Annotated in this window: 9 protein-coding genes and 1 pseudogene; 2 read left to right on the top strand and 8 right to left on the bottom strand. The window is 67.6% G+C overall.

The features are described from left to right. Positions 1 to 249: 249 nt before the first annotated feature. The 3 genes and pseudogenes from KPL81_RS20910 to dapB all read right to left on the bottom strand — a co-directional run. Positions 250 to 561 (bottom strand): annotated as a pseudogene (locus KPL81_RS20910) (carbamoyl phosphate synthase preATP-grasp domain-containing protein); the annotation flags it as partial. A 58-nt stretch (positions 562 to 619) separates the two neighbouring features. Next, positions 620 to 1765: a glutamine-hydrolyzing carbamoyl-phosphate synthase small subunit gene (gene carA, locus KPL81_RS18420; RefSeq protein ID WP_219793420.1), complete on the bottom strand. Its 1146-nt coding sequence runs from the start codon at positions 1763 to 1765 to the stop codon at positions 620 to 622. Positions 1766 to 2194: 429 nt separating this feature from the next. Beyond that, positions 2195 to 2998 (bottom strand): 4-hydroxy-tetrahydrodipicolinate reductase, encoded by an 804-nt coding sequence (gene dapB / locus KPL81_RS18415; RefSeq protein ID WP_219793377.1) that lies wholly within the window; start codon positions 2996 to 2998, stop codon positions 2195 to 2197. Positions 2999 to 3130: 132 nt separating this feature from the next. Between dapB and KPL81_RS18410 the strand changes: the two genes are divergently transcribed. Next, positions 3131 to 5101 carry an MBL fold metallo-hydrolase gene (locus KPL81_RS18410; RefSeq protein ID WP_219793376.1) on the top strand — a complete coding sequence of 657 codons (1971 nt, stop codon included), beginning with the start codon at positions 3131 to 3133 and terminating at the stop codon, positions 5099 to 5101. Here KPL81_RS18410 and KPL81_RS18405 read toward each other — a convergent pair. From KPL81_RS18405 to grpE, 5 genes are all read right to left on the bottom strand, one after another. Further along, positions 5098 to 6006 carry a DMT family transporter gene (locus KPL81_RS18405; protein ID WP_240549372.1) on the bottom strand — a complete coding sequence of 303 codons (909 nt, stop codon included), beginning with the start codon at positions 6004 to 6006 and terminating at the stop codon, positions 5098 to 5100. The two genes, KPL81_RS18410 and KPL81_RS18405, sit on opposite strands and share 4 nt — an antisense overlap. Beyond that, complete coding sequence (locus KPL81_RS18400) at positions 6003 to 6284, bottom strand: DUF2218 domain-containing protein (protein ID WP_219793375.1); 282 nt, start codon at positions 6282 to 6284, stop codon at positions 6003 to 6005. The genes KPL81_RS18405 and KPL81_RS18400 overlap by 4 nt, the downstream gene beginning before the upstream one ends. A 181-nt stretch (positions 6285 to 6465) precedes the next feature. Further along, entirely contained in the window at positions 6466 to 7614 is a 1149-nt protein-coding gene (gene dnaJ / locus KPL81_RS18395) for a molecular chaperone DnaJ (RefSeq protein ID WP_219793374.1), read from the bottom strand. Positions 7615 to 7719: 105 nt separating this feature from the next. Then, the gene (gene dnaK, locus KPL81_RS18390; RefSeq protein WP_209474628.1) at positions 7720 to 9651 is read right to left on the bottom strand and encodes a molecular chaperone DnaK; all 1932 of its coding nucleotides are present in this window, start codon (positions 9649 to 9651) and stop codon (positions 7720 to 7722) included. Between the two features lie 120 nt (positions 9652 to 9771). After that, entirely contained in the window at positions 9772 to 10401 is a 630-nt protein-coding gene (gene grpE, locus KPL81_RS18385) for a nucleotide exchange factor GrpE (RefSeq protein WP_209474630.1), read from the bottom strand. A gap of 221 nt (positions 10402 to 10622) precedes the next feature. On the opposite strand from grpE, the gene recN reads away from it, so the two are divergent. Next, on the top strand, positions 10623 to 12299 hold the full coding sequence (gene recN / locus KPL81_RS18380; protein ID WP_219793373.1) for a DNA repair protein RecN: 1677 nt from the start codon (positions 10623 to 10625) through the stop codon (positions 12297 to 12299). The last annotated feature ends 9 nt before the right edge of the window (positions 12300 to 12308 follow it).

The raw sequence follows: 12308 nt of genomic DNA, 5'->3' as shown, positions 1-12308 counted from the left end.
CTCCTCCTTGTTGTAGGCCACGCCGCCGCCGGAGCCGCCCATGGTGTAGGAGGGGCGGATGATCACCGGGAAGCCCAGCGACTCCTGGATGCGCCAGGCCTCCTCCATGGTGTGGGCGACCTCGGCCTTCGGGCACTCCAGGCCGATGCGCTTCATGGCCTGGTCGAACAGGTCGCGGTCCTCGGCCTTGTTGATGGCGTCGGCGTTGGCACCGATCATCTCCACGCCGTACTTCGCGAGTACGCCGTGCTTGTCGAGGTCGAGCGCGCAGTTGAGCGCGGTCTGGCCGCCCATGGTGGGCAGGATGGCATCGGGGCGCTCGGCCTCGATGATCTTCTCCACCGCCTGCCAGGTGATCGGCTCGATGTAGGTGGCGTCGGCCATGGCCGGGTCGGTCATGATGGTGGCCGGGTTGGAGTTCACCAGGATGACCCGGAAGCCCTCCTCACGCAGCGCCTTGCAGGCCTGGGCGCCGGAGTAGTCGAATTCGCACGCCTGGCCGATGACGATGGGGCCGGCGCCAATGATCAGGATGCTGTTGAGGTCGGTACGCTTGGGCATGTCGGTTCCCGCGGCTGGATTCGTTGAAATCAGGCGATTAAGACGAGGACGGCGCCGCTCAGCGGCGCTCGCGCATCATCGTCACGAAGCGGTCGAACAGCGGCGACACGTCGCGCGGTCCGGGGCTCGCTTCCGGGTGGCCCTGGAAGCTGAAGGCCGGACGGTCGGTCAACTCGATGCCCTGCAGCGTGCCGTCGAACAGCGAGCGGTGAATGGCCCGTACGTTGCCCGGCAGGCTCGCCTCGTCGACGGCGAAGCCGTGGTTCTGGCTGGTGATCATCACGTGGCCGCTGTCGAGATCCTGTACCGGGTGGTTGGCGCCGTGGTGGCCGTGGTTCATCTTCACCGTCCTGGCGCCGGCGGCCAGCGCCAGCAGCTGGTGGCCCAGGCAGATGCCGAACACCGGCACATTCGTCTCGAGGATTTCGCGAATCGCGGCGATGGCGTAGTCGCAGGGCTCGGGGTCGCCGGGGCCGTTGGCCAGCAGGATGCCGTCCGGGTTCTTGGCCAGCACCTCGGCGGCCGGGGTCTGGGCCGGTACCACGCTGAGGCGACAGCCGCGCGAGGCCAGCATGCGCAGGATGTTGTACTTCACGCCGTAGTCGTAGACCACCACGTGGAAGGGGCGCTCGCTGCCGCTGGCATCGACGTTGCCCTGGCCCAGCACCCACTCCGCCTCGCTCCACTCGTAGGCCTCGCGGCACGAGACCTCCTTGGCCAGGTCCATGCCCTTGAGCCCGGGGAACGCCCGCGCCGCCGCCAGCGCACGCTCGACGGCGTCGTCGCCCTCGGCCTCCCGCCCCGCCAGGATGGCGCCGTTCTGGGCACCCTTGTCACGCAGGATGCGCGTCAGGCGGCGGGTGTCGATATCGGCGATGCCGAGCACGTTCTGGCTCTTGAGATAGTCGGAGAGCGACTGTTCGGAGCGGAAGTTGCTGGCAACGAGCGGCAAGTCGCGTATCACCAGGCCGGCGGCGGCGATCGAGCCCGACTCAACGTCCTCGGCGTTGACCCCGGTGTTGCCGATATGCGGGTAGGTCAGGGTCACGATCTGTCGGGTGTAGGAAAGATCGGTGAGGATCTCCTGATAGCCGGTCATGGCCGTATTGAACACCACCTCGCCGCTGGTCTGCCCATCGGCGCCGATGGCGGTGCCATGAAACACACTGCCGTCTTCCAGGGCCAATATCGCGGGTCTGTTCAATGCGGGGCTGTTCAAGACAAGGTCCTCCCATGCTGAGGCGAGCCTGAGGGGCGCAGGCTCGGCGGCTATCGTCAGGCGACAGATTCGGCTCGTAAAAAAGCGGGACGAAGCCGATAGGAACCGGTTTCATCCCGCTTGTTGTCTCTGTTTGCTCGGGGCTGGCCACGCAACAAGCGCGCAGTTGGACTGCTGTATTTCAGGCGCCCGGCCAAAATTTTGGAGATGTTACAAGAAATGGCACTCAGCGGCTACCCCAATCGGGCAGCCCAGAGCAGTTAGCGATGTCCTCGGGGCTACCCCGTCGACAGGTTTGCGAGGAGGCGCTGTAAACCCGTCCCTGGGCGCTACATTTGCCATCCATGGCAAATGACCTCCTCTTCAACCTGTCCCCGGCGCCCCTCACGACGCGTAGCGCGGCTTGCCCTGTGCTTACAGACCCAGCACGTCCTGCATGCCATAGCGCCCATTGCCCTGCTCGGCCACCCAGCGCGCCGCGCGCACCGCGCCCTTGGCAAAGGTCATGCGACTAGAGGCCTTGTGGGTGATCTCGATGCGCTCGCCCTCGGTGGCGAACATCACCGTATGCTCGCCGACGATATCGCCGGCACGCACCGTGGCGAAGCCGATCTCCTTGGGATCCCGCGGCCCGCACTGCCCGACACGCTCGAACACGCCGTGCTCCTTGAGCGTGCGCCCCAGCGACTCGGCCACCACCTCGCCCATCTTCAGCGCGGTGCCGGAGGGCGAATCGACCTTGTGACGATGGTGGGCCTCGATCACCTCGATGTCGTAGCCCTCGTCGCCCAGCGCCCGAGCCGCGGTCTCGAGCAGTTTCAGAGTCAGGTTCACCCCCACGCTCATGTTGGGGGCGAAGACGAAGGGCAGCCGCTCGCGGTAGCCGTCGAGTTCGGCCAGCTCGTCGTCGGCCAGGCCGGTGGTGCCGATTACCATGCGCTTGCCGTGCGCCGCGCAGAAGGCCAGGTTGGCCAGGGTCACCCGCGGCGCGGTGAAGTCGATCAGCACGTCGAAGTCGTCGACGATGGCGTCGAGAGAGTCCACCGCAACGACACCCAGCTTGCCGAGACCCGCCAGCTCGCCGATATCGGCCCCGGCCAGCGAACTGCCCGGCTCGACGATACCGCCGGCCAGGGTGGCCCCGGCATCCTGCTGCACGGCGTTGACCAGGGTGCGGCCCATGCGGCCGGAGACACCGACGATGGCGATACGGGTCATGCGGACTCCTGCGAAATCTGACGAGTGGGGATCGAGGCAGTATATCAGAGCATCGACCGGGCTGGCCGAGCGCTTGGGCAGCGACGGCGGAATCGCCCACACTGGGCATGACGACCCCGCACAAGGAACGCCATGTCTGAGCCGATGCCGACCGACACCCGCCCTGTAGCCGCCCTGCTCGAGCTGCTCGAACGTCATCCGCGCATGCTGCTAACGGGCCCAGCCGGCAGCGGCAAGAGCACCCTGGCGCGAAGTGCGGCGGCGGCCTTGGCCGAACGCGGCCAAGTATGCCGCTGCCTGGCCGCCGACCCCGGCCTGCCCGGCTTCGGCCCGCCCGGTGCCGTGTGCCTGGGGCGATGGGACGAGCACCTGGGCGACTGGCAGCTGGAAGCCATCGAGGCGCTGGCCACGCTGGACAGCGCCCGTTTCCGCCTGCCACTGGTCGAGGCGGTTCGCCGCCTGGCCCAGCGAGTCGGGCCCGGACCGCTACTGGTCGACGCCCCCGGCGTGGAGCGCGGCATCGCCGGCGCCGAGCTGTTGCCGGCGCTGGCCGGCGCCGCTGGCGTCGATGCCGTGGTGCGCCTGGCACCGGCACAGGTACCCGACCCGTATCCCCATGAGCGCTCCGTACTGGGGCTCGCCACACTATGCCTGCCGGCCGACGCCATGGCCCGACACCCCGGCAAGCAGCAGCGCAGGCAGTGGCGCACCGCGGCGTGGGACGCCTACCTGGCGCAGGCAAGGGAGCAGGAGCTGTCCCTGGCAGCGCTGGCCCTCCTCGGCACGCCGCCTCCGCGTGATACCGCCCACGCCTGGCAGGGGCGCCAGGTCGGGCTGCTCGACGACACCGGCAACACCCTGGCGCTGGGCGAGGTGCTGGCGCTGGAGGACGACATGCTGCGACTGCAGGCGCCTGCGCTGACTGCCACGCCCCGCCGGCTGGTGATACGCGACGCCGTTCGTCGTCGCGAGGGCGGCCTGGGTACCGCAGTACCCTCCCCACCGCCCAGCAAAGCCCTTTCAGGCAGCGAGGAGCCGGCGCTTACCCTGGCGCTAGACGAGCATCTCAGCGGCCCGCGCCCAACGCTGCGCCTGGGTAACGTGCGCGCCACCCTGGTCAACGGCGTGTTCGGCGATCCGCTGCTGCACCTACGCTTGCGTCACCACAAGCGCAGCCTGCTGTTCGACCTGGGCGACCCCGGCCGGCTGCCGGCGCGGCTGGCCCATCAGGTCAGCGACGTCTTCATCAGCCATGCCCACGTCGACCACATCGGCGGCTTCCTGTGGCTGCTGCGCTCGCGCATCGGCGACTATTCGGCCTGCCGGATCTACGGCCCACCCGGGCTCGCCGGCCATCTGGATGGCTTTCTGCGCGGCATCCTGTGGGATCGGGTGGAGGAGAAAGCGCCCCGCTTCGAAGTCTTCGAGCTGCACGGCGAGCGCCTGGCACATTACCGCCTGGTGGCAGGCCAGCCGATGAAGGCGCTCTCCCCGCGCGAGGTGGAAGCCGGTGTAATCCACGCCGAGCCCGGCTTTCGCGTGAGAGCGATGGCGCTGGATCATGGCACCCCGGTACTGGCCTTCGCCTATGAGCCGGAAACCCAGCTCAAGGTGCGAAAGGAGGCGCTGGAGGCCCACGGCTGGGCACCGGGGCCCTGGCTCGGCGAGCTCAAGCAGTGCGCGCTGGCAGGAAACAGCGACACATATGTCGACCTGCCCGACGGCAGCCGCCGTCCCGTTGCCGAGCTGGCAGAGCAATTGCTGTTCTCGCAGCCGGGCCAGCGCCTGGCCTATGCCACCGACTTCGGCGACACCCCTGAGAACCGCGAACGCCTGCACACGCTGGCCCAGGGCGCCGAGGTGCTGTTCTGCGAGGCCTCGTTTCGCCAGGACCAAGCTGAACAGGCCCGGCGCACCGGCCATCTGACTGCTCGCGCCTGCGGCGAGACTGCCGCTGCGGCCGGGGTCGGTCAGTTGGTGCCGTTTCACTTTTCGCGCCGCCACGTGGAGGACGTGCAGGAACTCTACGAGGAAATTCGCCGCCACTTTCCGCGGCTGGCCGCAACGCCTGGGAGTGAGCCGGGCACCGAGGAGCTGGATTAACGGGCGTCCTTGCCGTCCTGACGCAGCAGCAGGCCGATGGCGACGAGCACCAGCGCACTGCCCGGCAGCCAGTGCCAGCCGATCTGCTCCGGCGCCGTGGCGAACAGCAGCAGCATGGAAACGAAGGGCACCATGTAGCCGTAGGCGGTCACGGCGCCAGGCGTGAGCACCGAGGTGGCACGCTGCATCAGCCAGAAGGTGAGCGCGCTGGAGAAGAGCCCGAGGTAGATCACCAGGGCCAGGTCCTGCCAGCGCATGCTAGCAAGCTCGCCAGCGGGCTCGATGGCGAGACCCAGTAGGCCGATGGCGAGTCCGCCCAGGCCCAGGCTCCAGAAGGTGCGTACCGCCGCCGAGCCGGGCAGCCACTCGCGGGCCAGCCCCCACTTGCTCAGCACCGGGTAGAGCGCCGACGACACGCAGCCGAGGAAGAACACCGCTTCGCCGATGCCCAGTTGCATGGCTTCGCCGTGACTGCGCGCCTCGGCAAAGGCGAGTCCCAGGGCACCCGTCGCGCCCAGCGCGAGAATGGCGGGCAGCCGCCAGCCCGACCGCTCGACGCGAAAGCCGAGCCCCAGCAGGTAGGCCAGCAGCGGCACGGTGACGTAGAGGGTAGCCATGGAGAGTGCGGTTGCGTGGTGGGCGGCCCAGAACATGGCGCCAAAGAAGCCGGCCAGGCACAGCCCCATCAGCGTATAGAGCGGCACCACCCGCCAGGGCGGGAGGAAGTCGGCCGAGCGCCGCGCCAGCCACCACAGCCCGGCACAGGCGATGGCGAAGCGCAGCGCGGTGAGCGACAGCGGAGGCAGCTCGCTCATCAACCCCACGGCGGGAAACGACAGCCCCACCAGCAGCGCCCACAGCAGCATGCCCAGGTGGGCGAGGCGCGGCGCAGATGGCGCGCTCAATTTTCCCAGACGATGGCCAGCTCCTCGTCGCCCGCCATGCGCTGCAGGTGAGCGTCCACCACGCCTTCGAGCTGATCGAGCACCTCCTCGTCCAGCGCCTCGATGGCAACCAGCAGCTTGCCCGGCTCGACGCGCATCACGCAGGAGCCGTCCTCGAACGCCACGCGGCTCTCCTCCTCGCCCTGCTCCACCTCCAGCTTGTGCGTCCAGTGCTTGCACAACCGGTTCATCAACCTCGCCCCGGATTCGGTAGTGATCTCGGCCCGCGACATCGGCATAACAACGATCTCCCTTCGCATTGAAGTTAACAGACTAAGACGCCGGAGCGGGTCAGCGCCAGACCCGCGGCACAGCGTCAAACGAAACGGGAGGTTCGAGCCGGCAGGTCAATGCTCCGCTGCCATAAAGCAGAAACCCCCGATGCCAAGAGCAACGGGGGCCAACGAGGTGCAAGGGAGACTACGGCTTCATGTCCTCGAAGAACTTCTTCACGCCGTCGAAGAAACTGGTCTTCTTCGGCGAGTGGCGGCTGTTGCTGCCGTCGAGGCTTTCCTGCAGCTGGCGCAGCAGCTCCTTCTGGTCCTCGTTGAGGTTGACCGGGGTCTCGATGACGACCTTGCACAGCAGGTCGCCCGGCGGGCCGCCGCGTACCGGCTTGACGCCCTTGCCGCGCAGGCGGAAGAGCTTGCCGGTCTGGGTCTCGGGCGGGATCTTGAGCTTGACCCGGCCGTCCAGCGTCGGCACCTCGAGTTCGCCGCCAAGCGCGGCGTCGACGAAGTTGATCGGCACCTCGCACTGCAGATGCTTGCCGTCGCGCTGGAAGATACGGTGCGGCTTGATCGCCACCTGGACGTAGAGATCGCCGGGCGGGCCGCCGTTGATGCCGGACTCGCCCTCTCCGTTCAAGCGAATGCGATCGCCGCTGTCCACCCCGGCCGGGATCTTCACCGACAGGGTGCGGGTCTCGCGCATGCGGCCCTCGCCGTGACACTTGTGGCACGGCACCTTGATGTGCACGCCGCTGCCGTGACAGGTGGGGCAGGTCTGCTGCACGGCGAAGAAGCCCTGCTGCATGCGCACCTGGCCGTGGCCGTTACAGGTGGGGCAGGTCTCCTTGGTGGAGCCCGGCTCGGCACCCTGGCCGTCGCAGCGGTCGCACTCCACGTGGCGCGGCACGCGAATGTCGACGGTGGTCCCGGCCACCGCACTCTCGAGGTCGAGCTCGAGGTTGTAGCGCAGGTCGCTGCCGCGCTGCGGGGCATGGGGGCTGCGCCGGGCGCCGCCACCACCGAAGATATCGCCAAACACGTCGCCGAAGATGTCGCTGAAGCCCCCGGCACCGGCCCCGCCGAAGCCACCGCCACCGAAGCCGCCGGCCTGGCCGTCTACGCCGGCGTGGCCGAACTGGTCGTAGGCGGCGCGCTTCTCGCTGTCGGAGAGGATCTCGTAGGCCTCGGAGACCTCGCGGAAGCGCTCGGCCGCCGTATCATCGTCCGGGTTGCGGTCCGGGTGGTACTTCTGTGCCAGCCGTCGGTAGGCCTTCTTGATGTCCTTGGTGTCGGCGCCGCGTTCGACGCCGAGCACTTCGTAATAATCGCGTTTGGACATGGGTCCATGCGCCTCCTGGTCTAGGCAGTTCTGCCCGATCCGCGGAAACGGCAACGCGGGAGTCGTCCCCCCGCGCTACCGTCGTCCGTGGCATCGCCTTGGCGATTACTGCTTCTTCTGGTCGTCGTTGACTTCTTCGTACTCCGCGTCGACCACGTCCTCTTCCGGCTTGGCGCCGGCTTCCTGACCTTCGCCACCGCCCTGCTGGGCGGCCTCGGCCTGGGCGGCATACATCTTCTGCGCCAGGTTGCCGGAGGCTTCGGTCAGCTTGTCCAGCTTGGCCTGGATGTCGTCCTTGTCGTCGCCCTTGAGCGCTTCCTCGAGCTCGGAGGCCGCCGTCTCGATGGCCTGCTTCTCCTCGTCGGTGGCGTGCTCGCCGGCTTCCTGCACGGTCTTGCGCGCAGCGTGGACCATGCCGTCGGCCTGGTTGCGCAGCTGAACCAGCTCCTCGAACTTCTTGTCCTCGTCGGCATGGGCCTCGGCGTCGCGTACCATCTGCTCGATCTCTTCATCGCTGAGGCCGCTGGAGGCCTTGATGACGATCGACTGCTCCTTGCCGGTGGCCTTGTCCTTGGCCGAGACGTTGAGGATGCCGTTGGCGTCGAGGTCGAAGGCAACCTCGATCTGCGGCACGCCGCGCGGTGCCGGCGGAATGTCGGCCAGGTCGAAGCGGCCCAGCGACTTGTTCTGGCCGGCCTGCTTGCGCTCGCCCTGCAGCACGTGAATGGTCACGGCGGTCTGGTTGTCATCCGCGGTCGAGAAGGTCTGGGTCTTCTTGGTCGGGATGGTGGTGTTCTTCTCGATCAGCGGGGTCATCACGCCGCCCAGGGTCTCTATGCCCAGGGTCAGCGGGGTGACGTCGAGCAGCAGCACGTCCTTGACGTCGCCGCCCAGCACGCCGCCCTGGATCGCCGCGCCTACGGCCACGGCCTCGTCCGGGTTGACGTCCTTGCGCGCCTCCTTGCCGAAGAAGTCGGCGACCTTCTTCTGCACCAGCGGCATGCGGGTCTGGCCGCCGACCAGGATCACGTCGTCGATCTCGTTGGCCGACAGGCCGGCGTCGGCCAGCGCGGTCTTGCACGGCCCCATGGAGCGCTGCACCAGGTCTTCCACCAGCGACTCCAGCTTGGCCCGGGTCACCTTGACGTTGAGGTGCTTGGGACCGGTGTTGTCGGCAGTGATGTAGGGCAGGTTGACATCGGTCTGCTGGGCGCTGGACAGCTCGATCTTGGCCTTCTCGGCGGCTTCCTTGAGGCGCTGCATGGCCAGGTTGTCGCCCGAGAGGTCGATACCGCTGTCGGCCTTGAACTGATCGACCAAATAGTTGATCAGCTTCATGTCGAAGTCTTCGCCACCCAGGAAGGTGTCGCCGTTGGTGGCCAGCACCTCGAACTGGGTCTCGCCGTCGACGTCGGCCACCTCGATGATGGAGATGTCGAAGGTGCCGCCACCCAGGTCGTACACGGCGATGGTCTTGTCGCCACGCGCCTTGTCCATTCCGTAGGCCAGCGCTGCCGCGGTGGGCTCGTTGATGATGCGCTTGACCTCGAGCCCGGCGATGCGACCGGCATCCTTGGTCGCCTGACGCTGGGAGTCGTTGAAGTAGGCCGGCACGGTGATCACCGCCTCGGTGACGGTCTCGCCCAGGTAGTCCTCGGCGGTCTTCTTCATCTTCTTCAGCACTTCGGCGCTGACCTGCGGCGGCGCGAGCTTCTTGCCCTTCACCTCGACCCAGGCGTCGCCGTTATCGGCCTCGGTGATGCCGTAGGGCACCATCTTGATGTCCTTCTGCACCACGTCGTCCTTGTAGCGACGACCGATCAGGCGCTTGATAGCGTACAGGGTGTTCTGCGGATTGGTGACCGCCTGGCGCTTGGCCGCCTGCCCCACCAGAATCTCGCCATCATCGGTGTAGGCGATGATGGAAGGCGTGGTGCGGGCGCCCTCGGCGTTCTCGATCACCTTGGCGCTGTCGCCGTCGAGCACGGCCACGCAGGAGTTGGTGGTCCCCAGGTCAATACCGATGATGCGTCCCATAGGAAATCCTCGAAAAATTCGTTTGCCTTGAATCCATCTCAGCGGCGTCTGCCGCGGTTGACGACTATCTGGGGGGCGTGAACTCGCTTTTCAAGCCCCACCCCCGTTTTCATGTTCGGCTCAGCCAGCCGCCTGACTGACGACGACCATGGCCGGACGCACCAGGCGCCCGTTGAGCGTGTAGCCCTTCTGCACCACTTCCATCACACTGTTGGGCTCGAGCTCGGGGTTGGGCACCATGGCCATCGCCTCGTGATACTGCGGGTCGAACGGCTCGCCGGCGGGATCGAGCATCTCGACGCCGAACTTGCCCAGCACGTCCTGCTGCATCTTCAGCGTCATGGCCACACCCTCGCGGTGCGCCTCGCTGGCGTCCTCGCCCATGGCCTCGAGCGCCTTCTCCAGGCTGTCGACCACCGGCAGCAGCTCCTTGACGAAGCGCTCCAGGGCGAACTTGCGCGCCTTCTCGGCCTCCTGTTCAGCCCGGCGACGCACGTTCTGTGCCTCGGCGGCAGCACGCAGCGCCTGGTCCTTGGCCTCGACCAGGCTCTGCTCCAGCTCTTCGACCTGGGCGGCCAGCATGTCGGCCTCGGGGTTGTCGCTCACCGCCGTCGGTTCCTCGGAGGGGGCGGAGGCATCCTCCCCGACGCCAACCGCATCGTCCAGTTCGCCTTCCACCGGCTCCGGCCGAGCCTCTTCCTCGCGCCGTTCCAGCTCGTCGTCAAGCGGGGTCTGGGGTTCTTTAGCCATGCGCATCTCCTGAAGCGTGGTTCGGCCATACGGCCGCAACGGTGTCGAATGGGCGAAAGCCTCGAGTCTGCCCGCCTATATGGGGGCCTTGCCGGCAATCTCAAGAGAACAATGAAGCGCGAGCACCATGGAGATATTGAGCGGCCGCCTCGACTACTGTATAAAAACGCAATACCTTGTATGGATATCCAGCCATTCTGTGCCGGTTGCCGGGAGGTCTCATGCTGACGCAGCTCGCCATTCGCGATTACGCCATCGTCGATACGCTCGACCTGGAGCTTGCCGGCGGCATGACCGCCATTACCGGCGAGACCGGCGCCGGCAAATCGATCCTGCTCGGCGCCCTGGGGCTGTGCCTGGGCGAACGTGCCGATGCCGGCAGCGTACGCCACGGCTGCGAGCGCGCCGATCTCTCGGCACGCTTCGACATCGCCGCCCTGCCGGCCGCACGCCGCTGGCTCGCGGAGCGCGAACTGCCCGACGACGACTGCCTGCTGCGCCGCGTGGTCACCGCCAATGGGCGCTCCAAGGCGTGGATCAACGGCCAGCCGGCCACCGTGGCCGATCTCAAGGCGCTCGGCGAGCACCTGGTCGAGATCCACGGCCAGCACGCCCACCAGCTGCTGCTGCGCGAGGAGACTCACCTGCGCCTGCTCGACGACTTCGCCGGCAACCGCAGCGCCGTGAGCGAGCTCGGCGAGACCTTCCGTCGCTGGCAGACGACCCGCCGCCGCCTGAAGCAGCTGACCGAGAGCGGCGACGAAGTGCAGGCACGCCGCCAGCTGCTGCGCTATCAGGTCGAGGAGCTCGATGCCCTGGCCCTGGGCGATGACGAGCTTGCCACTCTGGAGCACGAGCAGGAGCAGCTCGCCCACGCCGAGGAGACGCTGCGCGAGGCGCAGTTTGCCGCCGAATGCTGCGACAACGACGACGGCGGCGCGCTGACACTGCTCAACCAGGCCACTCATCACCTCGACCCGCTACCCGGCAGCGACCGCGGCGCCTTGGCGGAAGTGCTCGCCATGCTCGGCGAGGCGCGAATCCAGATCGAAGAGGCCGTGCGCGAGCTGCAGCGTTTCGCCGACGCCACCGAGCTGGACCCCGAACGGCTGGCCTGGGTGGAGTCGCGCCTCGGCGAGGTGCACCGCATTGCACGCAAGCATCACGTGATGCCCGAAGAGCTGCCCGCATTGCACCGCCGCCTGCAGGCCGAGCTGGAGAGCCTCGAAGGCGGTGAACACGACCTGGAAGCACTGCGCGCCGAAGTGGAGGCCCTGCGCGACAGTTGGCGCGAGCGGGCACGCACCGTGGGCGAGGCTCGCCGTCAGGCGGCGGGGAGATTCGGCAAGGCGGTACAGGAGCAGCTCGCCTTCCTGGCCATGGGCAAGGCGCGCTTCGAGGTGGAGGTCGAGGGCCGCCATAGCCCCCAGGCCGACGGCATGGAGGAGGTACGCTTCTTGATCAGCGCCAACCCCGGCCAGCCACCACGGCCCCTGGCCAAGGTCGCTTCCGGCGGGGAACTGTCGCGCATCAGCCTGGCGATCCAGGTGGTCGCTGCCCGCCACTCCACGATTCCCAGCCTGGTGTTCGACGAGGTGGACGTGGGCATCTCCGGCGCCACCGCCGAAATCGTCGGCCAACTGCTGCGTCGGCTGGGCGATAACGGCCAGGTAATGACAGTGACCCACCTGCCGCAGGTGGCAGCCCAGGCCCATCACCACCTGCACATCGAGAAGCAGGCCAAGCGCGACATCACCTTGACGCGCATGGCGCTGCTCGACGAGGCCGGCCGGGTCAGTGAGCTGGCGCGCATGCTCGGTGGCGTCAACCTCTCCGATCGCACCCTGGCACACGCTCGCGAGATGCTGGACGCCAGTCAGCAGGGCGCCGCCCACTAGGCTGGCTCG

The organism is Billgrantia antri, assembly GCF_019430905.1.
Lineage (GTDB): Bacteria > Pseudomonadota > Gammaproteobacteria > Pseudomonadales > Halomonadaceae > Halomonas > Halomonas antri.
This window is presented reverse-complemented; position numbering and strand designations above follow the sequence as displayed.